Here is a 22593-nt window from a genome sequence, read left to right as displayed (position 1 = left end):
CTGAAAACGTCGTCTTTACGCTTACCAGACACAGAAGCTATTAATTCAGGCTCTGGCGCAATGCATCATTAATAAACTGATTCAAACTGCGGTTACTGGCCGCTGCTGCCACACTGGCGGATTCGTGCAGATCCGGGTCAATACGCAGGTTCAGCTTGCCGGAGAAAGACTTGCGTGGCTCTATACCTTCCTCCTGACAGGCCTCCAGAAACACCTTCAGGGAGACTTTGCCTTCCTGGTGCAGGCTTTTGACATCCGCCGCGTAAAAATCTGCGCCGCCATTCAGGCCAATAAACTCGCCCCGGAACAGGTCAATGTCCGGGTCGTAAGTAATGACAGCGATATAGCCGTTGATGTTCATCTGGTTAATCATGGCGTCACTCCGTGGTTCTCCAGCCACCGGCGGATACTGGCCACCGCGCCCTTGTCGGTATCCGGTGACGGATGTGGGCGGTGAAAGATCCGTACCTCACCAAACAGTACCACCTTGATCCGGCTGCCTTCACGCTCTTCAACTTTGGCACCAAGAGCAAGAAACAGGTTTTCAATATCGGCCCAGTGAATGCTGCCGCTGACCGGTCTGGCAAACAGTTTGCGCAGTGTCGTGGCATGTTTCTTTTTCATTGTATTGATTGGTAAATAGTATAGTTGCAATGGTACCGGATAATAGTACTATCGACAATAATCCGTTTATATGGCCTGCTCCCCCCCCCCCCCCCCGCACTCTCTGACCCGTTGGCAAGCCGACTGAGAAACCGGGTATGGTGATTCATACCCGCTTTGATAACAACAGATTCAGGCAGCCTGTGGAGTGACTGCTGATACATCGCTGGTTTTCATCAGACAGACACCGGAGATGGCAACTGCGATTAAGGTGATCACTGACAGCGACAGGGTACCCGCTTCAGGCAGAAAGCCGATCAGTGCACTGATCAGTGTTGCCAGCAGCATCTCAATAAAGAAAATCAGGCCCGCTGCGGTACCCATATTCTCTTTCATATGTTCAGTGGCCCTGGCCTGACAGAGCGGCATAAACAGACCGAGACCCAGTTCATAAATAGCGATACCCGCAACATAGCCGGTGATGGATTGACCATCCGTCAGCAGACCGCTCACCAGGGAAACCATGGCACCAATCATCAACAGGCTACCAGCGACCAGGGTGCTCTGGGTCCGGCTCATGTTGGCGGTCAGTTTAGGGCCCATGGATGCGCTGAACAGGTAGCTGGCAATAGCCACAGCAAACAGGTAGCCATAGGTTGCCGGAGAAATGCCTAACTGACCAATAACCACAAAGGAGCCTCCGGCAACAAACACAAAGGCTCCGGCAAATGCCGCACCGGCGGCAATGGTAAAGCGCAGGTAGCGGGCATCCGTCAGCACCGCTTTATAGCCTGCCAGCACAGAATTTTTCGATGTGGTTGCCGTGGTTGTTTCCTGCTTGTGTTCTGGCAAGAGCGTCAGTGCCAGTATCGCAATCACCGCCATGGCTGCCATCACGTAAAAGCTGTACTGCCAGTCGGCATACTCCTGCAGATAACCGCCGACAATGGGTGCGGCCATGGGGGCAATGGTCAGGCAGCCGCCAATATAGGCCAGCATTTTCACTTCCATCTGGTCACGGTAATAGTCCCGGGCCATCATTCTGGCAACGGCAGTTCCGAAGCAGCCAAAAACGGCCTGGGCAAAACGGGCGGCAATGAACAGATAGATGCTATCCGTCAGCAAAGTGATTGCTGTTGCCGCAAGGTAAAGGGAATAGCCCATCAGCAGGGTTTTCTTTCGGCCCAAACGATCAGCCAACGGGCCGACAATCAGCATCGACAGGGAAAAGCCCAGCATGAATAAACCAACACTCCATTGAGCGATCGCGGAGGTGGTGCCAAAAAACGCGGTGATTGCCGGCAGCGAGGGGGTGAAAATATCAATGGACACAGGTCCTACCACCGCAAACAGGGTCAGGAGAATCAGAACAAAAGCGGGGTGTTTTTCGGGAGTCAGGTGTCGCATGGTGGTCCGCTGATAAGTTGAAAAATAGGGAGATAATGCGACAGGTACGATTGATCAACAATCCGTGTTTATGCCAATTATCAGGATGTTGATCGCTGTTTATAGAGCAGACATTAATTTAATTATGATGTCTGCGCTGGTTTGCCGGTGGAACTCAAGATTGATATAAGCGCAAAGGGCTGTTAAACCGATTGACTGAAGCCTTGACCAACTACTCAGCGGGGCTGAACTATTTGCTGATCATAAGGTCTAAAATTGGTGACTGATTATCAGTCGTTTTTACGAGCTAAATTATCGGGTGTTCAAAAAATGATTACAGCTACTCGTGACGTAAAATCACCGCAAGCAATGAGTCTTTCTATCCTGGAGGAGGGCCCAGCTTCATCGAAGGATGTAAAGTTCGGTGATACCTTCCGGACGATACAACCGGTTGTTGAGCCGGGAATTCTGCAACGGGCCAACGATGCAATCAATATAGATAGCTATGATTTTGTTAAAGATGAATATAATACAATACTGAAATCCAGACTTTGTTCACGAGTGTTGCCAGGAGTTGATGACAACCAATGTATTTTTTCTTTAATCCCTGAAGGCTATCCAGAAACCAAAGTACGCGTACAATTTGCTCCTGATTCTCGGATTGTTAATCAGAAAAGCTTTGAGTGCCAATTAATGACCAGTGATAAGGCATTGATTGATCTGGCAATAAAAGGTGTAGAGGTGTTGGCCGGGCAATTCTCATTGCAGGGTCAGACTGTGGAATTGTGTGCGTTGAGGATCATTCGAAATTACATTCGCAGTGACGGTTTAGTCGGAACTGAATGGTTTCGTGATAGGGGGGATTATAGCCTCGTGATGTTAATGAATGATGATTCAGTTAAAGAGGGTGGTCCTTATTACACGGGAGGAGGGCTGGCAACAGCGGAATTAGAGGGGAGGGATTGTTTTGGAATATATTATGCTACTAAGGGATCTGCTGAAGACCACCCTTTCGAAAAAAACCTTGGTCATGTTTACTCAAACACAGACAATCTTATTCATCGATTCGCTAATGCCAAATATGTCCCGGATGAAACTGAAAAGCAGCCGGCTAAACCTCGGGAAAACTATGTTGTAGAGCCACCCTGGGGAAAGCCTGTTGAACAGAGGTTATTGCATATTGTTATGACCCCCTCTTATGATACCCTCCAGCCAGTTGTTATGACCCCCTCTTATGATACCCACCAGCCAGTTGTTATGACCCCCTCTTATGATACCCACCAGCCAGTGTCGCGGTTTATGTCCGTCGTGTCTGACTTATCCAGGCGAGTGCAATCCTGGGTTAATGATTAGTTGGTGAATTTCCACCCATAGTCTCTGGTTATACATCAGGTGTCAGATAATAGGCTTTCCTGTGCAGCACACCATCATCTGCGTTGCTCTGGTACGCTGTACGGGACTATTGCCCGTAGCGAGGATCGCGAGAAATTGAGGATAAAAATTCGGTGTTGTCTGGCAAACAGGCCTGGGACCTGAAAAGGCCTGAATCACAGATCTTATAAGTTAACGTCATGAATATATGTGTTATTATCACGCACTGGTGATATATCAGACTTCTGGACCATGCATGGTAGGGTTAACTTGAGTTTTCTGAAATCAACTTTGCGGTTCTTTCACCACCAGTTTCTGAAACTGAGCTGGCTGGTTTTGCTGATGGTTTTGCTGGGCCACTTTATTTTATCCTGGGCGCTGATGTGGCTGGCCGGTGAATCGGCGCTTCTGCCTGTTGATCAGTGGTTTTATTTTTATGTCACAACATCGACCACCGTCGGCTATGGCGATCTGAGTCCGGGTACTGCCTCAGGGCGGGTTCTGGCCGCGTTGTTTATTCTCCCCGGTGGCGTTGTGCTTCTCGCAGGGGGGCTGGGGAAGCTGTCATCATTTTTTCTCAGGGTATGGAGTAGAAGAATGCAGGGCAAAGTGGATTACTCAGATTTGGACAATCATATTGTCATATTTGGCTGGAAGCGAAATCACACCCCGAAAATGTTGCAGCTGATTTTTGGCGACAAACGTCGCGAGAACCGTAAGGTATTACTCTGTACCAGCCAGGAAATGGAGAATCCTTTTCCTGAACAGATTTTGTTTGCCCAGGGGGAAAGCCTGACGGAGCCGTCGTTTATTCAGCGAACCGGCATTGGCAATGCGGCCAGAGTGATCGTGTTCCGTGACTCCGATGATCAGACCCTGGCCACCTGCCTGAGTATTGCCGCGACGAAAACCAAAGCCCATGTTGTTGCCTGGTTTGAAAGCCAGCAGATGGTACACCTGCTTCAGTCCCACTGCCCGCAAATAGAGTGTCACAGTAATCTGTCCATGGAACTGCTGGTTCGCTCAGCCCAGGATCCGGGGTCTTCTCGTGTGCAACAGCAACTGTTATCAACATTGACCGGGCCAACACAGTACAGTGTTCGCGTGCCTGAAGATTTTGGAGGGACGACGTTTGGTCGACTGCTGGAGTTTTTTAAAATTCATCACGAAGCCATAGCCCTTGGAGTGGCGGGGTCTGCCACCGGAGATAACCTGAGATTAAATCCGCCCGGCAATGACCGGGTGACAGCCGGACAGGTTGTTTATTACCTGTCTGCTCATCGGATTCACGGACATGAAATTCAGTGGGAGCAGCTGTAGTTCCGGCGCTGCGGTAATCAACCCTAATTCTCGGTCAGGCTCCTGGCATTGAACTTGAGACCCATGCGGTATTAAACATTAATACCGCAATTTGGCCTTTTTCGATGATTCTCTCCCTTTGCCAACCTTTTGAGCCAGTAAAAACCAATCTCTTTCGATAATGCTGCAGGTTTACCAGAATTCTTAATTGGTACCTTAGTTTTTATTTGTGAACTATGTTTTCGCCGGGTTTATCTTTTCAAATCAAGAGCATTACTTGATGAATAATCATGCTTTTAAGTAATTGGTATATTTTAAACAGAAATAATAGTGAACTTTTCATCTTTTATTCGGTCTCAATAACTAAATAACTATTATGTGATTACTCCTCAATTGGGCTTAATCACTTATTTTTCTAATTTAAACAGTAATGTTTCCACTAATAACAATAAGGAGTTCTGTTATGATGCCAGCTAATGCATGCCCTGAGTCGGCCAGCGAAATCCCGGATCAGACTCATTCTCATCCAACAGTTGGTCAGGTTGACCCTTTATCCCAAGGTGTCCATTCTGCGACCTTTACCTCGCAACAATCACCTTATGGACCCATGGCTGCAGGTCACACTGTCAGGGCTGTCCCCCCTGAGTCACACCTGGGTGAACAGCAGTTTGACCCTGAAGACCCCTCTAAAGTGCCTGATGATCAGGTCATCGTTGGACGCCAGCCTCGTACTCTATCTTCCCTTGAATGGCTGGGTGATAGGATTAAAAAGGGGTTTGCCAGTCTGTTCAGATCGTTCAAAATGATGGGGATTCTCTTCAGTATCTATTGGCATGGTGGCAGTATAGAGAGCTTCCAAAACGCTGCTGCTAAAGCCCGGGGGGGGATTCTGGTAAAGGCAATTCAGTTTGCATGCAGTTCTCCCTCAATTGCCCAAGATCTTTTTGGTGATGACCATGAGCAATTTACCAGGACTTTATCTCACGTTGCCACCAGCAATAAGCCAATGACCGAGGCAGAGCTGATTCATTGCCTTGATGAAGCGGGTATTGATTACAACCCGGAGCGATTGAATGAAAGGCGTAATCTCGGTACCGGTTCAATTGGTGAGGTCAATGAGATCATCCTGAAAAGCGGAGAGAGTCTGATTGTCAAGACCGTTTCCGAGTCAAGTGAAACCAGGGTTTACTCTGATTTACGGGTTCTCAGGTTCGTGCTGGGGCTGGTTACCTTCTTTGCACCGAGTTCAATTGGTAAAGGGACCAAACATGCCATTTTCTCATTCTTTGACAGTGTCAAGGAAGAATTGAATCTGATCACTGAGGCCAACAGAACACGGCAACAGGATTTTGCTTTCAAGGCCGTTGCACAGCAGCATATATTTGATATTCGGCAAGACGAATTACCGGATTATGCATATAAGCTGCCTTCCCGGCCAATTGGGTTCACTATCCAGCATCCTGTCACTGGTACGGTTTTGCTACAGCTTCCGGTTAATTTTAAAGTTCCGGCCGTTGATGGTAATACTGCCTCTCCCCATGCCCTGGGCATGGAAAAAATTGATGGGGTTACGTTAACTGAAAATGACCAGCCAAAACTTCGGAAACTCGCGGCAAATTTATTTAATATCGATGAGACGAAAATATCGGACGATCATCTACTCGCCTTCAGGTTCAGTCTGAAAAAACTGGCATTCCAACACTGGTTTTACTGTTATGCCCAAACGGGATTTTTTAATGCGGATATGCATGATGGCAATGTCATGGTTGCCGTTAAAGATGGCAGACTGAACATTTACTTTATTGATCTGGGTAATGCTCAAAAAGTCTCGAGGGATGCGGTAAAAGCCACCTATACCATTCTTGGCGCGATGGAGCAACTCCGTGAAGAGTCCGGTGTAGCCAGGAGAAGTCACTATGCAGATCAGGTAGTTCAATGTATGCAAGCTTTGAGTGAGTATGAACCTGATAAAGTAAATTGGGGTAAGCTGAAGCAGGAGGTCCTGAATCTGATGCCCTATCGTGGAGAGGGCAAGATTGATCAAAAAGTCATTGACCTGTTTAACAGAGCCTATAAGTGTCATGTGAAGATGCCAAAAGAAACTGTAGCGTTGTTCAGGGCCAAGATATTAATTAACTCCCAGACCACTATGACCGATGAAGCAAGAAGGTCGCTGGACAGAATGGTGCCTTCATTGATCAAACTGCTGGGCAGTGATGCCAGTTCAAGTGTGCCTCCCGGAAACATTGCTGGTCAAAATGCTCTGCTGATGCTGATACGGCAGCTTCCAGAATTACGTCAACAGCTGATTGAACTAATGAGCACCATTCCAGCAACTGATGAGCAATTGGAATATGCAGCGTCTCAATTACTCTCAAAAATACACTTACCACCTGATGAATTCAGACGTGAGGTTGATGAATTAATTCGGCAATGGCAGATGCAGATGCCGCCTGCTCATCCCGAACAGACGCACAGTCATGCTGGGTCCAGCACTGCATATCCACCACCGGTGCCAGGTTAGAGTTAATTGGCAGCAAACCCGGAGTTATCAGGCTTAACCGGTAACCGATAATTCGGCAACCGGTATTAGCCTGAGTAACTTCCCGGCCTGAGACAGCGAAAGAGTTATTGAGTCAGTAGCTTCTCCAGTTGTCTTGACACATGATCCGGAGAGGTGGTTCTTCTGGCCATCAATGAGTACATGGCTGGCACCACAAACAGGGTTAACAGGCTGGAGACGGTAACACCGGCAAAAACCACGACCCCGATAGAGAACCGGAACGCTGAACCGGCCCCTGAGGCCAGCAGCAGAGGATTGGCACCAACCACCGTGGTAAGAGCGGTCATCAGAATAGGGCGCAGCCGCAACGCTGATGCTTCAAGTACTGCCTCGTTAAAGATCCACCCCTGATCCCGAAGCTGGTTGATAAACTCCACAATCAAAATGCCATTCTTGGCCGATAATCCGATCAGCATGATCATCGCCAGCTGGCTGAAAATATTCAGGGTCATGGCGTATTCCGAGAACAGTTGGCCAACAGAGCCTTCCATAAATATGATGGGCACGAAGGTCATCACCAGAACCACCGTGGTTGCCACCACGGCAAAGCTCACCTCCCGGGCACCTTTCCAGGCGGCGACAGGGGCGGTTCGCCACGCTCCAGATGCTGGTGGATATTTTCCAGCACCACAATCGCATCATCCACCACCAGACCAATGGCCAGCACCAGCAGCGTCAGCAGGTTGATGGAGTAGCCCAGCAGGTGGATAACGATAAACGCACTGATCAGCGACACTGGTACCGTAACGGCCGGGATCAGGGTGGCCCGCACATTGCCAAGAAAGATATAAAGCACCAGCACCACCAGGGCAATCGTCATGGCCAGGGTGGCATACACCTCATCAATGGCGGACTGGATATAAATGGAAGAGTCCCGCGTGGTGGTCATATAGGTGCCTTCCGGCAGGAAAGGGGTGAATGCATCGATCTCATCTTTCACGTTCTGAATCACTTCCAGCGGGTTAGCCTGGGAAAGTGGCACAATGCCAAGGCTCAATACGTTCCGGCCATTGGCTTTTGCCAGTGTCTCGATCTCTTTGGCCTCGGTACGGATGGAGGCAATATCTGCAAGATAGACTCTGCGGCTGCCCTCCTGACGAATCAGCAGACGACGGAAATCGTCAATGGTGTTGTAGTCACGGTTTAACCGGACGGGCAAGGTTCTCAAACTGTCGGTTAATTCACCGGCAGGCAGCTCGACATTGTCACGACGCAGGGCGCTGCGGACATCGCTGGTGGTGATTTGCCGGGCCGCCATGGCCCGGGCATCCAGTTCAATGCGCATGACATATTCCCGGGCACCCATAAGGTCAACGGAGCTGACGCCATCGACCAGGGAAAGCCGGTCCTGCAAGGTGCGTTGCGCATAGTCAGTGAGTACAATCAAAGACATGGTGTCACTTTGCAGGCTGACATTGAGAATGGTTTCGCCACTGCCATCGTTCTTCCAGACAATGGGTGACTCGGCTTCATCCGGCAGACGCCAGATAACCCGTGACATGGCTTCCCGGACATCATTGGCTGCCGTTTCCATATCCCGGTCGGGAGAAAACTCGATATTAATCCGGGACGTCCCATTACGGCTGGTGCTTTCAATAAAGCGCACCCCTTCAATACCACCGAGCTGGTCCTCAATGACATTGGTGATCTTGCTTTCAATAACCTCGGCAGAAGCCCCGGCATAGCCGGTATACACCATCACCGTCGGTGGGGTAATATCCGGCAGCTCCCGAACCGGTAACATCTGGAAACAGATAACCCCGAAGGTAATCAGCAGCAGACTGACGACAGTGGCAAATACCGGTCGTTTGATGGATAAATCAGACAGTATCATGGTTACAGCAATCCATTGGCAGCGGCATGTGTGACCGGGTTGGCAGAGAGAACAGACGGTTCTTTCTCAAGCACAGTTACCCGGCGGACATCGGTGACTTTTACCGCACCTTCATTCACTACCCGCTCGCCTTCCACCAGTCCGGATACGACAACGATGAACTGATCAATGGTTTGCCCGGTGGTAATGGTCCTGCGTTCCACCCGGTTTTGCTCATCAATCACAAACACATAACGGCGGTTACCGTCATACAGGATGCTGCGGGAAGGCACAACTAATCGTTGTTGCTGGTTCGGGCGCTCAATAGAGGTACGCATCAGCATACCCGGGAGAAGCTGTGACTCAGGGTTATCCAGCAGGGCCCTGACCTGAAAGGACAGATTGACCGGGTCAATCCGGGGGTTAATGCTGTTGATGGTGCCGGTAAAGGTTTTTCCGGGCCAGGCATCGGTGGTAGCTGAAATACGGGACCCTTTGCTGTTGATCAAAGCTTCCATATAGTCCAGTTGCCGCTGGGCATCCTCAAAGGCAATTCGCGCCTGGGCGGTGATTGCCTCCTGCTCACGGTCATCCAGTTCAACCAGCAGCTGTCCTGATTTGACATTCACACCATCGCGCAGATGCAGGGCAACAATACGGCCATTGATTTGCGGGGCAATGTCAACGGACTGGTTGGCTTTCAGGTTTCCCAGCGCCATCAGATTCTGTTGCAATGTGGTGGCCGTCACTGGAAAGGCCGTTACCGTAGGAGCCTGGCTTTTTGCCGCTGTAGCGGAAGCGACCTGGGAAAAAGCTGCCAGGCAGGTCAGGGCAACCAGCAGGATTGCCCGGGATTTGGTGGTCGCTGCCCGAGCCAATACCAACCCCGGTTGGGTGAAGAGAGAGTTTGCTGTCATGACCCGGAGGTCTCCTGCCTGTGGGAATAAGGGACATCAGAATTTGGCGGAAGTCTGACTGAATTCATTAATGGGGGGATTATATCGCTAAAAGGTTCGATGATACCCTGACGATTACGATAACTTTTCGTAATTTTGAGTCCATTCAAAAGAAAGACCAACGTCAGTTTCGGCTGCCCTGGTTTTTGCGTCAGGAAGACTGCCCCCAGCTCTTTCAGATTCCGCATTACAAGTCAATTTCCTGTGAATTCAGGGATTTCAGAAATACTAATTTATCTCTATTAAACCATGCTGTTGATTCACAACTCCATCCGGGAAGATCAAAGTCTTGTGTACAATGTACAGCATCAAAATCAATGGCCACACGTTCCCAATCTATATAATTATCATTTTCTGAATGAGTGTATTCTTTTAATAAGTGTTCATACTTTTCGTATGAGTCAATATGAAATATATTTGCTGTATCTGAAACCTGAAATTGAGCCGCAGTTTTGCCTAAGAAAATGTGCATACCGTTATTTCTACACCACTCTATCCAGGCAGTTGTGTTTTTTTCGGTTTTGGTTTCTTCGGTTGCAGTTTCCTCGGTTGCAGTTTCTTTTTTTAGAGTACTTGTCCAAAAAGTATTTTCAGGTTTATCTCTCGGCAATCTTAGCCATAGTGGAAAATTCTTACCCAGAGGTTCGGAGTTAAACTGAATACTGGGGTCATTTTTTACTACCTTCCTGCTAGAAAGCAATCGTTGCATATCAAACTGCTGATCACGTCTTGGTATGAATACTTGTGCTGAATGATAATTATCATATATTGAGGATGGCTCTGAAAGGAAAGCCGCACTATGTAAACTGGTTAGCTCACTAGACTTCGCAGGAGATAAATTCATAGTAAGTTCCTTGTGTTTACGTTTATGAGTGTTTATTCACAATGAAAGTTCAAAAAGTCATGGATAAAATTCAAATTATGAAAAGCAGAAAAGCAGAAAAGCAGAAAAGCAGAAAAAGCAGGGTTCAGGTCTGGATTTTTGAAGGAAGAAAACCGGGGTCAAAAAAAGTGGGAAAGCAGGGGGGGGGGAAGGTCCTTCATTTTTACCCTGATTTTTACTCCCTTTGGATCATTTTCTGCGCTGCTGCTATTTTTTCTTCTGTCCAGCGACCTACCTGTGTTGTCAGGCTACGCTCTTCGTCGGCAAGCTCAAGGAGTTCTCCATAGTCTTCCCATGTGTCTTCATTAACAGCATCAAGCTCATCGTAGGTTTTCCTGACGGTCTGCAGCCGATCAAGGGCCTCGCTTTTCCTGGTCACGAAATCCTCCAGTAACTGTCGTTTCTCGCTGTTATCCGGGTCTGGATGTTTGCCACTGCCGCCTGTTTTTGAGTGTTGTAATAAGAGCTGAAAGGCAAGAAGATCGCCCTTACCCATGTCGAGCCTGACTTTCTGGTCTTGCCAGGGCTCCTCAACGGCAAAATGACGGACGATTCTGGTATGTAAACTACCAAACAGTTCCAGCTTCTTAGTGTTGTCCAACGCGTTATTGTTCAATAGCAGCTTTTCACAACTATCCAGCCGTAGCAGTGCATCGTTCAGCTTCTTCTTTCTCGTCTTCTTCTTATAGCCGGGCAGCTGTTGTTGTTCGAAGAGAGCAACGGTTGCTACCACACTTTCATGCCTGTATTTCTCTTCATTGTTCAGCGGTGATGCCTGAATGATGGTTTGCAGTTTATAAAAGGCGTCTATGCTCAAGTCAGCAGCGCTGTCCCGCCACTCTTTGCTGCGGCACTGTGTCAGAAATAAATGGAGCTCGATACGGAACTTCTGGCCTGCAGCTGCTTCGGCCCTGGCAAGCGCTGCGAATTTCCTCTGGTCGGCAGGGGACTGTTTACCCATATCCCCTTTTTTCTGCCGCCATTCTGTTATTGCCGTTTTTGCCTTTTGCCATTGCGTTTTGAGATCTTCCAACTCATCAAGCGCTTCTCTGGTCGGATTTAGTTCGATATTTTTCAGCCCGATCTGTCCGGAGTTATATTTGTCTTTTCGCAATGAGTTAAGCTCTGTTGTGCCCAGCGATTCCTCTGCTGCTATTACCGATTCCATAGTCTGCGTCTGGTACCCGGAATCATTGGTACCTTCGAGGTCTGCCAGCTGGCCAGCATACTGCTCCCTGATATCCTGATACAGGGTGTCAACACCGGTTGACTCAGCGGCTTGCCATGTCTCCGTGGTCGCTGTGGGCAGGGTATTGCCAGATCTGGTAGTGACCATGGTCAGGCTTTCATCGGGCATCTGACCGCTATTGTCAACCGGCAGCTCCGGTAATGGTCTTTTGTATTGCTTAAGAGGAGGCAGTCGCTGACGATTGCTTTTCATTGGCGTCTGCTCACTATGTTGGACAAGTAGTGGCAGCGGCCTTCTGGGTATTTCCGAGGATGGTTGGTTATGTTTACCGGGCGGTGGTGGTAGCGGCCTGCTATTATTCGACACGGTATGAGAGGTGGGGGTGTCACTATTGTCACCCGGTGGCTTTGGCAGTGGCCGTTCAGGGCGTATTTGGTGACCGGATCCCTGTTGTTTATCAGGTTGCTGTACTTTCGGACTGCTTACGGGGGTGGTGATTTCGACTTTCCTCTGCCGGAGGAGAAACCCCGGCACCTTTGAGATCACAAAAGCTTTTGCGGCCTTTGCGGCCTTTGCGATTTGTGTAGCCCATACCGATACAGACTCAGTCGGTTCATGGACCGATATCTGACGATCGTCGAATCTTGCTGTGTCGGCTTTTTTGTGCTGTTTGTCATTGTCGTCAGACTTATGGATGCCGGGCTGGACGATGTGTTGAGTGGTAGAATTGTTGATTTGTGGCATAAAGATCCAGTCCCCTTGTGCCTGATCTGCAACCTGTTACCTGTTTGCCATATCCGCTAAGGCAGTTTGCAGGGTTATCGACGATTGTCTGAGATAATCCATTTGGAAGTAGTTATGATTACACTGTTGAGAGACGTTGAAAATGTCTTGATGGGCGCAACAAAGAAACTGTCCCCGGACGATAAAAATCTGCTCAAGGCAGCCGAGGATGGTGACCTGGCATCGATGAAGACATTGTTGGAACAGGGGGCTGATATTGAGTCCAGGGGGCGGTATGGCGAAACTCCGCTGTTTCTGGCGGTAACTTCGGAAAAACCGGAAGTTCTCAACTGTCTTCTGGCTGCGGGTGCCAGCGTGAATGTCCGCAATCCTTCAGGTCAAACTCCGTTGCATAGAGCCCGTAGCGGGGAGACTGTGCACCAGCTTCTGGCTTGGGGAGCTGATATTGAGGCCAGGGATAATTGCGGAAACACGCCACTGTTCCAGGCTTGTTCTAAAGCCGATCTGGAGATGTTAAAGGTATTTCTCGATGCAGGTGCCTGCGTTAATGCCCGCTCTGATTCAGGCCGGACTCCGCTGCACAGAGCCGGTAGCGGGGAGGTTGCGAAAGAGCTTCTGGCCCGGGGAGCCGATATTGATGCCAGGGATATGAATAAAGCAACGCCACTAATTTATTCGATCTCCATAAACGATACACTGGAGGTATTCAAGGTGCTTCTGGCTGCCGGTGCCAATATTGATGCAGCTGATAAATATAAACTGACATCATTGCACCATGCGGCTAGCGAACACTGTTTCGACTTGAATTATCTGAAGCTGCTTTTGTCCGAGGGGGCTAACCTTGAAGTCAGGCAAGACAACTGCACACAATGGACCCCGTTACATTTGGCAGCAAAAAGTGGTTCGGGCAAGAAAGTACAACTATTGGTGGCTGAGGGTGCCAACTGTAAGGCGCGAGCCTGGAATAGGTGTACACCGCTGAATTTTGCCAAGGGCAGAATTCGCAACTTGAAAGTCCTGTTGGCCGAGACTGGCAGGTTTGACAACATCAATCGGAATAATGAGCCAGATAATTTTCAACCCCAATCACTTCAGGTCTGCGCCCGGGCCTCTATCCGCTCGCGCCTGGTTGCACACAGTAAAGAAACGGGACAACCGTTGTCGAAATCGGTGCCGATGCTGCCGCTGAAGCCGCTGCTGCCGCTGCTGCCGGTGGATAAGCCACAGCTCAAAGACTATGTGTATGCGCCTTTGATGGGAAACCTTATTTTTGATTAGCAATATGGTAGGTCTGACACCATCACTGCTGTTGCAGTGCTAATAGAGTCTGGCCGAGGTTGACTCTGGAGCTGGGAGCCAGTAACAGGTCTTGAAACTTTAATCCATTCAAAAGAAAGATCAAAGCCAGTTTCTGTTTACCTGGTTTTTTCGTCAGGAAGAATGCCCCCAGCTTTTCCAGATGCCATATTACAATTCAATTTCTTGTGAATTCAGGCATTTCAGGAATACTAATTTATCTTTATTGAACCATGCTGTTGATTCACAATCCCAATTGGGAATACGAAAATCTTGTGTACAATGTACAGCATCAAAATTAATGGCAACACGTTCCCAGTCTACATAATTATTATGAACTACTGGATGAGGATATTCTTTTAATAAGCATTTATATTTTTCATTTGAGTCAATATGGAATATGTTTGCTGTTTCTAAAACCTGAAATTGAGCTGCAGTTTTTCCTAACAAAGAATTCGAAGGGTTTATTCTACACCACTCTATCCAGGCAGTTGTATTTTTTTCGGTTGTGGTTTCTTTTGTTAGAGTAGACGTCCAAAAAGCATTTTCAGGTTTATCTGAAAACACTGTGATCCCTGATAAAAAATTCTTGCCAAAAAGTTTAATGCTTAACTCAGCTGTGGGATCATTTTTTATTACTTTCCTGCTAGAAAGCAATCTTTGCAAATCAAATGGCTGATCACCCTTTGGTATAAATATTTGTGATGAATGATAATTGTCACTTGTTGAGGATTGCTCTGAAATGAAAGCAGCAGTATTTGATGTGGTTAACTCACTGGACTTAACAGCAGATAAATTCATAGTAAATTCCTCGTGTTTTTTCTTATGAGTATTTTTTTACAATGAAAGTTCACAAACTCATGGATAAAATTCAAATCATTATTGCTCATGCCATCAGCCTGACTACACTTGCCACTTGTTGAGCATTTTTGCTCTTGGAGGTTTTTTTGTCTTGCCCAGTCTCTTTCTATCTGTTGGACAGAAGCTAAACCACAAGATAATGAATATCATTATTATGAGGTAGTCGTTTTGATAGAGCCATCGGCCGTGTCCAGGGTAGGCACCGCAGGTGACCGGCAACCTGTAACAACAATGTCTATACAACCACAGGGACGTTGGGGCAGTCTGGCTGTATTCAGGGAGTCAGGGGTAGAACCGCTTTTGCCGGACAATACTCCGGATAGAACCCTGATAAACGACAACGATGAAGACAACAACCGATCGCTGCACCGTCGTCAAACGGCCAGCCTGGCCCGCGCTGGTCAGCGGCCGAATGCCGCAGTGGTGCCGGGGGGGCTGTCCGGTCTTGCCACTGCTGGCATGGCAGCAACCGTCAACCGTAACAATGACCCGTGGATTGCGGTGGCTGATGCCGAAACCCTGGGCAAGATTGGCCATGATCCGGACTACCCGCTCAACGGCAATTACCAGCAAACTGTTGCGTATATTGACGGTGGCCAGTTGCGCCAGTCCATTGGTAATGACACTCATCCCTTTACTGGCATCCTCCGTGGCAAAGAAGAAAAACGGACCATTGGCAACCTAAGAAATTGCCTGGTGGAAACATTGGCTGGTGAGGGGCGTGTGGATAGCCTGCGCTTTACCGGTGCCAATATAACGTCCACAGGCTCCACCGGGGTGGTGGCCTGTAAAATTTCAGACCAGGCCACAGTCAGCAATATTTGTGTTGATAATGCCCGGGTAGTGGCCTTTGGGAAAAAGGCCATTGGGGGAATTATCGGCGGGGATGTCAGTGGCACCGTTGTCAACACCATGGCAGTGAACAGCAATGTACAAGTAGACAGCTCCAGATCCAGGTCCAGTGGCAAGGCAGGTATTGGCGCAGGTCGGCTTACAGGAGGCAAGGTTGTCAACACCACAGCGGTGAACTGCACAGTGGCAGCCACGGCAGGAGGGGCCGCAGGCATTGGCGCTGGACACCTTGGTGGTCATGGCACAATTGCCAACACCACAGCAGTGAACTGTAAAGTAGTTACACCTGATTATGGCAAGGCTGGCATTGGTGTGGGCTACCTCCAGGTTGGTTCACTTGCCAACACCACAGCAGTGAACTGCAAAGTGGCGACTCGCCGTGGCGGGTCAGGCATTGGCGCAGGGTGGCTTGATCATCATATCAGCAGGGTCACCAACACCACGGCGGTGAATTGTCAGGTGGAAAACGCGGGTGCAGATATATCCGGATTTTCTGGCATTGGCTCGGCTGGCATTGGCGTGGGCAGGGCTCATGTCTTCGACACGGTGGCTGACACCACAGCAGTGAACTGCCAGGTGGTAACCTCCGGCGAGAATGGTGACGCAGGTATCGGCGTGGGTAGAGCTTCTGTTGGTGGTGCGGTTGTTGACACCACAGCGGTGAACTCTACCGTAGTAGCCTCCGGTCAAGGTGGCAGGGCAGGCATCGGTGCCGGGCGGGTTCTCTTTAACCTGGCCACTGTTGCCAACACCACTGCCGTGAACTGTCATGTGGAATCCACGGGTCCTGGTGGAGGTGCAGGCATCGGGGCGGGCCTGGTCAGACGTAACACTGTATCTGAAACGATTGCCAACACCACCGCGCTGAATTGCACTGTGTTAGCCTCGGGCAAGGAGGCAACGGCAGGTATCGGGGTGGGGGATATTGATTCCGGTGGCACTGTTGTCAGCACCACGGCGATTAACTGCCAGGTCGATAGCCTGGGTGAAGATTCAACAGCTGCTGTCGGGGGTGGGCCTGACCCAGATATCTGTAATGTCCATGTTAATGGTCGCGAGCAGAATAATACAGACAACGATTGTCGTTCCGAGCAGGATAAGTTATGTGCAGGCCTTAACCATCGACTGCTGACAACGGATTGCCAGTTTAATGATGATTTTGTGGGATTGATCAGAAGTAATACCCGCCGGTTATGCCCTGTTACCCCAACAATAATCCCATCTGCCTCCAGCGACAGAAGCCCGTCGACGTCGGGCCTGAGTAACGGGGCCATAGTCGGTATTGCCTTTGGCGGAGTGCTCTTTGTGCTGGTCGGAATTGGTTTCTGTCTCTACCGCTATTATTGCCACAGAGCATCGTCCAGGACTGCGGGCAAACATTACGAGCCTTTGATGGCCAGAGGCAGGAGAGACATCAGCCTTACCATGGATGGATCCAATAATTCACAGCAAAGCCGCAGAGGACCGGGTAATATTCCTGCACACACTGATAATGAACGGATTCCGTTAATTCTGCGGACATAGGTTCGAACTTTCATTGTCTGTGCAGTAAGGAACTGTTTGCGGATAAAGGCTATATCCTTTGGAATAATGACCCCGTATTCCATCAGCAAGCCTCTGACCTGATTACCCAACGCAGTCCTTCTGGCCACTGCCTGGCTACGAATTCTATGCAGGCTCTGAATATCTTGCTGCTCAATCGTTTTGGTTGATACGAAGCGCATCGAGGCAGATTGGCAATAAGTAGTTGGCCAAATGGAATCATATATTTCTGACTAAGTTGTCAGTCACTCTGCGGCGTTGCAACTCCGGTCACATAGCTACGGCTATGCTCCCTACGTTGCGCCTTGCATAGCAACTGCCCACTTAGCCAGAAATATACGATTCCATTTGGCCAACTACTTAAAGGGCAAGAATGCTTTGCGATGTAAGTTTCTTTTTGATAACCACATGACCTTTGGCATCAACACCATGTAGCTGGAAACTCTTTTTACTCAGATCAATTCCGAGGAAAGCTACCTGACCTTTTTGATCAGTTCCTGATTTGTTTTGCGTCAAGAAGAAAGGCCTGCCCCCCAGCTTTTCGACCCCCAGCTTTTCTATTTACCGAACAAAACGGAATTTTTAGACCAATTTTCTGCCACTACATGGATGCAGGAGCCGGAGCAACGCAGGAGCAGTTGCCGCGTAGTGCAGTCTATTCTCGGACAGCCTCCTTGAGATTATTACCGCCCTTGTGTTTTTGCGCCTGCTTTCTGGAAGGGTTAAGCGAGTTAGACACGGTCAAAAACCATACTCTTTCTGATAATTTGGCCAACTTCCGCAGTAATTACATTTACCTTTGGCGTAAAAGCCAACTGCAGTTTTTCTTTTTTACGGGCCTCCCTGGCGGGGTTCAACCAATTAGCCAAAGAACGCATCTGCGCATCATAATGATTATCAAAATTCCGATACACATACGCCAGAGAGCTTAAATAAGCGGCCACATTGAGGCCTGCGAATGAGCCAGGCGTGATGTCAGGGTGAACCTTGAGTTTATCCAAGGCTGCTTCAAAGCTGCCATAAATATCAACAGGTATAAAGCTTTTCACCTCAGGGTAATCACGGTTCAGATACTGGCGCAGACCTTTCAATAGCAGCTCAGCGGCTTTTTTTTCATCGCCAATAAGATGAAAGCCCCAACCCGCAGAATGAAGAATCCATATATCATTTGGAAAAAACTGACAGGCTTCCAGGGAAAGACGCTCGACAGCATCCCGGTATTTGTGAGGAACGTGATAATAATCCAAAAATAGCTCATTCAACTCTCTCCAGTAATCCCGCTCATTGTTTTTGCTTGCGGGCTCTGAAGAACCGGTTTTCACTGTCCGTGAATGCACAGCATGAGCAGTGTCTTGTTTGAGTTTTATTGTTGGGCAAGGTGGATGGCAGGATTGAGCAGATTCTGTTTTTTCTCTACGTCGAGAGCCCGTTGTACGAGCTTCTGCTCCCCGTTTAAGTCTGTTTTTTCTATTACCTTGCTGCGGTTTACTGTGGTCGACTTTAGCTTGTGGTTTAATATCAACGCTGACATCCACCTCATCTTGCCCTGGAGATTGATCAACGTTCTTCAGATCATCCATCCCGGTCATGATCATCATCGTAGCAACAGCCTTGTGCTCATAGAACTCTTCTCTCCATTTGATACCTTTATCTCTGTAATAATCTGCTGCATTTATACAGGCATTATATACCGCCTCGTTATCACCCATTTTTTCCAGGCAACGAATCAATTCTTCAAATACCGGAACTTGATTTTCTCCACTGACCAGGGACTGATAAATAGAGCTGGCTGTATCAACAGCACCGTATATTTCTTCACACCTGGCCTGCATATAGTTTTTCAATACACCTGCTGAAGGCTGCAGAAAGGAAAAGTATTCGTAACATTCAACTAATCGTCGTGCATCGTGCTCAGATTTTTCTAATACACAAACTGTTGCAGTATGCAACAACTGCAACAGCCCATAACGCTCAAAATCATCAGAAACACTAATGACTGACTTATGTTGAAATATCTGACAACTCTCTTTTACGTAGGAAATCACCAGTTCCGTGTTAACCTCTTTTCCGATCAGCAAATTGAAATGTAACGTCTGAATCTTGATTACATCAAGCCTACCCCCATAGGTTTTCATCTGCAGAAATTCGTTTTCCCTTTCACTTAAGTGTGGCAATTGACCAAAACATTTCAAAGCTACTTTTACCGGTAGCTCCGGGCTAAAGTAGGGTGCACAATAATGACTGCCATCAACATTAATGCAGCTGCAGATAATATTTAACGTAAAATACGATTCCCAAATTGAATACCATTGTGGGAAAGATGATATCTTCCCCATATCGTCCTTGCTAAGTATAATCCTGAAAATTAGCTCGACAATTTCTCCAATCTCATGCTTGGCGGCAACAGTTATTGGTAATTTCATAGATTGAGCCTTGTTGAGTAGCGCAGCCGTGATGGGCGTAACCCTGCATACGTTCATGGCTTTAAAATGTTCTCCATACACTTTTTGCATAATACATAACATGCAATTTATAAAATTATCAGGGCTGTAAAAATCAGACAATATCTCAAGAAGACTAGCAATGTCTTGTTGTCTTATTTCTTCTTTAGAATCTAATGTAAGAGAAAAGAGCTTGTTTGTAATAAGCTCCAGCTGTCTTAACTTAAAAAGATTTTCAACTTTTAAGTCATTCTTTATTTGCCTAAGTTGAGAAACGGTCATTTTTTTTCTGGAAACAGAACCAATTTTTTCATCATTAAACGTCGGACCTTTTTCCAAAACACGAATAGCTTTTACAAGAAGGAGATATTCCTGAGATCTGGCATCAAAAAAAATAGAGCTAAAGCCTGGAGAGCCAAGGTGATTAGTAGTAACTTCAGGCTCTACAGTACGCGTTGAAAGACTATCAGAAGCAGGATGAGCTGGAACTCCTTTTCTTTGTGAAGGAGTGTCAAGCGTTTCAGACGTACTATCCCCGGTAACTGAGGATGCATATTCAGAATGAAATAAATTACACTTCGAGGAGATCATAATTATTCACCAAATCAATAGGAGCCTGTCAAAAAAATAGTTTCGTCAGTAAAATCCGTGCTTACAGAATATAATATGTCGACGAATCTGATGTATGACATTAAAACTGATTTATTATTTGTGGAATCTTGACAAGTAATTGTAGAGGAGCAGGATTAACCTGCGCAGGAAATAGGGTACCCAAGCAGGAACAGGACAGGAAATAGGCCCCCCATTTTTGGCCTGCAGGCCTCGCCGGAAACTGTGTTTGTGGCTTTCCCGGATAGTCCGGAAGCCAAACTGGGGGTAGCGCGTTTCAAAGCGGAGTGTTGCCTGAGGGGCCTGCCGTTGAAAGGCCGACGGATCACACCGGATGAGGTGGTTACAGCTTTCCCGGATAGCTCGAATGGCAAACTTGGGATAGCGCACTTCAAAGTGGCATCCTGCTTGAGGCACCTGCGTTGAATAGCGAGACGATCTCACCAGATTCGGTGGGCAGGGACAACGAACGTGGTGGTTGGTTGCTCGAAAGAGCGTGTTTTTATAAAGGGCAAGAGTGCTTTGCGATGTAAGTTTCTTTTTGATAACCACATGACCTTTGGCATCAACACCATGTAGCTGGAAACTCTTTTTACTCAGATCAATTCCGAGGAAAGCTACCTGACCTTTTTGATCAGTTCCTGATTTGTTTTGCGTGCCCGTGGTTCGCTCCGTTTCTTATTCTGAATGGTGTTCCGCAAAACTCATTCTATCTTGGCTCATTTGAAGCCGTTTTGGGAACGGGGCGGACCATTCCATTAGGTCTTGAATCTTGAATCCATTCAAAAGAAAGGCCTAAGCCAGTTTCGGCTTCCCTGGTTTTGCGTCAATAAGAAAGACCTGCCCCCCGGCTTTCTGACCCCCCAGCTTTCCTTGGTTGACATAAATAAATAGTGAATGAGTGGCGAAAGGTAGGAACTTTTATAAGAAAGCATGGTCTTAAGCTTTAATTAGATAATTCATTAATTCAATGGATAGACTAGCTTCTTCTCAATTAAGTCCAGCCTCTATAGGCCTTTCTAATATTCAGGGCGTGCCTTTAGCTGAATCTGGTGCAACAGGTCAGGCTTTTTCCCGAATGGTTACTGAAGTTGGACAACCTGTAACTAAGCATGACATGACTGACCAAACTACAAGTTCAGATAATCAAGGATATTTAAATCCTAAAAAAAAATGGTTGAAAGATTTCGCTGTACAAAATCAAACTGGCTATAAAGATTCTCCTGCAATTCCAGTAGCTATACCACTGGAAAATTATCAGGTTGCAGAATATGATCCTGAAAATAATACTTTTTCGATATACTCCTTAACAAAGGGTGTTCAATCAACCTCGCAAAACTCGACAGATGTTGATACTAAACTTAATCCACCTATTCAAATTCCTGATCAAGATGGCATTGGTAATTTCTCTAAATCCACAGCGTCGATTGCGATTATTACCCCACGATTGAAAAGTGAACATCTTCAACAATATACATCTCCTGCGATTCAAGCCGAAGAAGCTATTGATGAAAATTCTTCACATATTGAATGCCAAAGGGAGCTTCGCAAAGATCCCGTTTACGCCGAGCGCCAAAGGGAGCGCCAAAGGGAGCGCCAAAGGGAGCTTCGCAAAGATCCCGCTTACGCCGAGCGCGAAAGGGAGCGCCAAAGGGAGCGCAAAAGGGAGCTTCGCAAAGACCCCGCTTACGCGGAGCGCGAAAGAGAGCGCAGAAGGGAGCGCTACCAGACAGATTCCGCTTACGCCGAGCGCCAAAGGGAGCGCCAAAGGGCGCTTCGCAAAGATCCCGCTTACGCCGAGCGCCTAAGGGAGTACCATAGGGAGCGCCAAAAGGAGCTTCGCAAAGATCCCGCTTACGCCGAGCGCCAAAGGGAGCGCCAAAGGGCGCTTCGCAGAGATCCCGCTTACGCCGAGCGCGAAAGGGAACGCCAAAGGGAGCGTCGCAAAGATCCCGCTTACGCCAAGCGTCAAAGGGAGCGCAAAAAGCAGTATCGTCAGTCAGTCAATTCAGCTAAAACTCAGGTGATTTACCACTGACGGGAAAAGGTCAGGTCAACCTGGTTGTTATTGAACTTGCCAATGAATTCGGCATTTCTTATGAGTATGCAAGTGCAGTTCTGACTGAGACTGATTTCTTGAAGTTGTGTCTTGAGGCAATACCTGAAGCTTTTCTTGAATTGCTTT

At 47.9% G+C, this 22593-nt stretch carries 18 protein-coding genes; 7 read left to right on the top strand and 11 right to left on the bottom strand.

Features of this window, described 5'->3' with window-relative positions:
- Positions 1 to 40: 40 nt before the first annotated feature.
- From ACO6VE_RS03785 to ACO6VE_RS03775, 3 genes are all read right to left on the bottom strand, one after another.
- Positions 41 to 373 (bottom strand): type II toxin-antitoxin system HicB family antitoxin, encoded by a 333-nt coding sequence (locus ACO6VE_RS03785; protein ID WP_422448156.1) that lies wholly within the window; start codon positions 371 to 373, stop codon positions 41 to 43.
- Complete coding sequence (locus ACO6VE_RS03780; RefSeq protein WP_422448154.1) at positions 370 to 624, bottom strand: type II toxin-antitoxin system HicA family toxin; 255 nt, start codon at positions 622 to 624, stop codon at positions 370 to 372. The genes ACO6VE_RS03785 and ACO6VE_RS03780 overlap by 4 nt, the downstream gene beginning before the upstream one ends.
- Positions 625 to 795: 171 nt before the next feature.
- Entirely contained in the window at positions 796 to 2010 is a 1215-nt protein-coding gene (locus ACO6VE_RS03775; RefSeq protein WP_422448152.1) for a multidrug effflux MFS transporter, read from the bottom strand.
- A 258-nt stretch (positions 2011 to 2268) separates the two neighbouring features.
- On the opposite strand from ACO6VE_RS03775, the gene ACO6VE_RS03770 reads away from it, so the two are divergent.
- The 3 genes from ACO6VE_RS03770 to ACO6VE_RS03760 all read left to right on the top strand — a co-directional run bounded on the left by ACO6VE_RS03770 (position 2269) and on the right by ACO6VE_RS03760 (position 7183).
- Positions 2269 to 3342 carry a hypothetical protein gene (locus ACO6VE_RS03770; RefSeq protein WP_422459785.1) on the top strand — a complete coding sequence of 358 codons (1074 nt, stop codon included), beginning with the start codon at positions 2269 to 2271 and terminating at the stop codon, positions 3340 to 3342.
- A gap of 288 nt (positions 3343 to 3630) precedes the next feature.
- Positions 3631 to 4680 carry a potassium channel family protein gene (locus ACO6VE_RS03765; RefSeq protein ID WP_422459783.1) on the top strand — a complete coding sequence of 350 codons (1050 nt, stop codon included), beginning with the start codon at positions 3631 to 3633 and terminating at the stop codon, positions 4678 to 4680.
- Between the two features lie 442 nt (positions 4681 to 5122).
- Entirely contained in the window at positions 5123 to 7183 is a 2061-nt protein-coding gene (locus tag ACO6VE_RS03760; RefSeq protein ID WP_422459781.1) for an AarF/UbiB family protein, read from the top strand.
- A gap of 104 nt (positions 7184 to 7287) precedes the next feature.
- Here ACO6VE_RS03760 and ACO6VE_RS03755 read toward each other — a convergent pair whose 3' ends face one another.
- From ACO6VE_RS03755 to ACO6VE_RS03735, 5 genes are all read right to left on the bottom strand, one after another.
- Complete coding sequence (locus ACO6VE_RS03755; RefSeq protein WP_422459779.1) at positions 7288 to 7776, bottom strand: efflux RND transporter permease subunit; 489 nt, start codon at positions 7774 to 7776, stop codon at positions 7288 to 7290.
- Entirely contained in the window at positions 7773 to 9056 is a 1284-nt protein-coding gene (locus ACO6VE_RS03750) for an efflux RND transporter permease subunit (protein WP_422448142.1), read from the bottom strand. Before ACO6VE_RS03750 ends, ACO6VE_RS03755 begins: the two co-directional genes overlap by 4 nt.
- A 2-nt stretch (positions 9057 to 9058) precedes the next feature.
- Positions 9059 to 9952 carry an efflux RND transporter periplasmic adaptor subunit gene (locus ACO6VE_RS03745; protein WP_422448140.1) on the bottom strand — a complete coding sequence of 298 codons (894 nt, stop codon included), beginning with the start codon at positions 9950 to 9952 and terminating at the stop codon, positions 9059 to 9061.
- 226 nt (positions 9953 to 10178) lie between these two features.
- Positions 10179 to 10835, bottom strand: a complete 657-nt coding sequence (locus ACO6VE_RS03740; RefSeq protein WP_422459777.1) for a hypothetical protein — start codon at positions 10833 to 10835, stop codon at positions 10179 to 10181.
- 214 nt (positions 10836 to 11049) lie between these two features.
- Positions 11050 to 12807, bottom strand: coding sequence for a hypothetical protein (locus tag ACO6VE_RS03735; protein ID WP_422459775.1), 1758 nt, complete (start codon positions 12805 to 12807; stop codon positions 11050 to 11052).
- 114 nt (positions 12808 to 12921) lie between these two features.
- Between ACO6VE_RS03735 and ACO6VE_RS03730 the strand changes: the two genes are divergently transcribed.
- The gene (locus tag ACO6VE_RS03730) at positions 12922 to 14085 is read left to right on the top strand and encodes an ankyrin repeat domain-containing protein (RefSeq protein WP_422459774.1); all 1164 of its coding nucleotides are present in this window, start codon (positions 12922 to 12924) and stop codon (positions 14083 to 14085) included.
- Between the two features lie 189 nt (positions 14086 to 14274).
- Here the strand turns inward: ACO6VE_RS03730 and ACO6VE_RS03725 are convergent, their stop codons facing one another.
- A complete protein-coding gene (locus ACO6VE_RS03725; RefSeq protein ID WP_422459772.1) occupies positions 14275 to 14904 on the bottom strand; it encodes a hypothetical protein in 630 nt (209 codons plus the stop codon).
- A gap of 228 nt (positions 14905 to 15132) precedes the next feature.
- Between ACO6VE_RS03725 and ACO6VE_RS03720 the strand changes: the two genes are divergently transcribed.
- The gene (locus ACO6VE_RS03720) at positions 15133 to 17340 is read left to right on the top strand and encodes a hypothetical protein (protein WP_422459770.1); all 2208 of its coding nucleotides are present in this window, start codon (positions 15133 to 15135) and stop codon (positions 17338 to 17340) included.
- A 378-nt stretch (positions 17341 to 17718) separates the two neighbouring features.
- Here ACO6VE_RS03720 and ACO6VE_RS03715 read toward each other — a convergent pair whose 3' ends face one another.
- Positions 17719 to 17874 (bottom strand): hypothetical protein, encoded by a 156-nt coding sequence (locus ACO6VE_RS03715; RefSeq protein WP_422459769.1) that lies wholly within the window; start codon positions 17872 to 17874, stop codon positions 17719 to 17721.
- 215 nt (positions 17875 to 18089) lie between these two features.
- A complete protein-coding gene (locus tag ACO6VE_RS03710) occupies positions 18090 to 20390 on the bottom strand; it encodes a hypothetical protein (protein ID WP_422459767.1) in 2301 nt (766 codons plus the stop codon).
- A 249-nt stretch (positions 20391 to 20639) separates the two neighbouring features.
- On the opposite strand from ACO6VE_RS03710, the gene ACO6VE_RS03705 reads away from it, so the two are divergent.
- Complete coding sequence (locus ACO6VE_RS03705) at positions 20640 to 20834, top strand: hypothetical protein (protein WP_422459765.1); 195 nt, start codon at positions 20640 to 20642, stop codon at positions 20832 to 20834.
- A 751-nt stretch (positions 20835 to 21585) separates the two neighbouring features.
- A complete protein-coding gene (locus ACO6VE_RS03700) occupies positions 21586 to 22446 on the top strand; it encodes a hypothetical protein (RefSeq protein WP_422459763.1) in 861 nt (286 codons plus the stop codon).
- The last annotated feature ends 147 nt before the right edge of the window (positions 22447 to 22593 follow it).

The sequence above is a fragment of the Endozoicomonas sp. ALB115 genome, from assembly GCF_049310245.1.
Taxonomy (GTDB): Bacteria; Pseudomonadota; Gammaproteobacteria; order Pseudomonadales; family Endozoicomonadaceae; genus Endozoicomonas.
The sequence above is the reverse complement of the archived record's forward strand: the minus strand, read 5'-3'. Positions and strand labels throughout refer to the sequence as shown.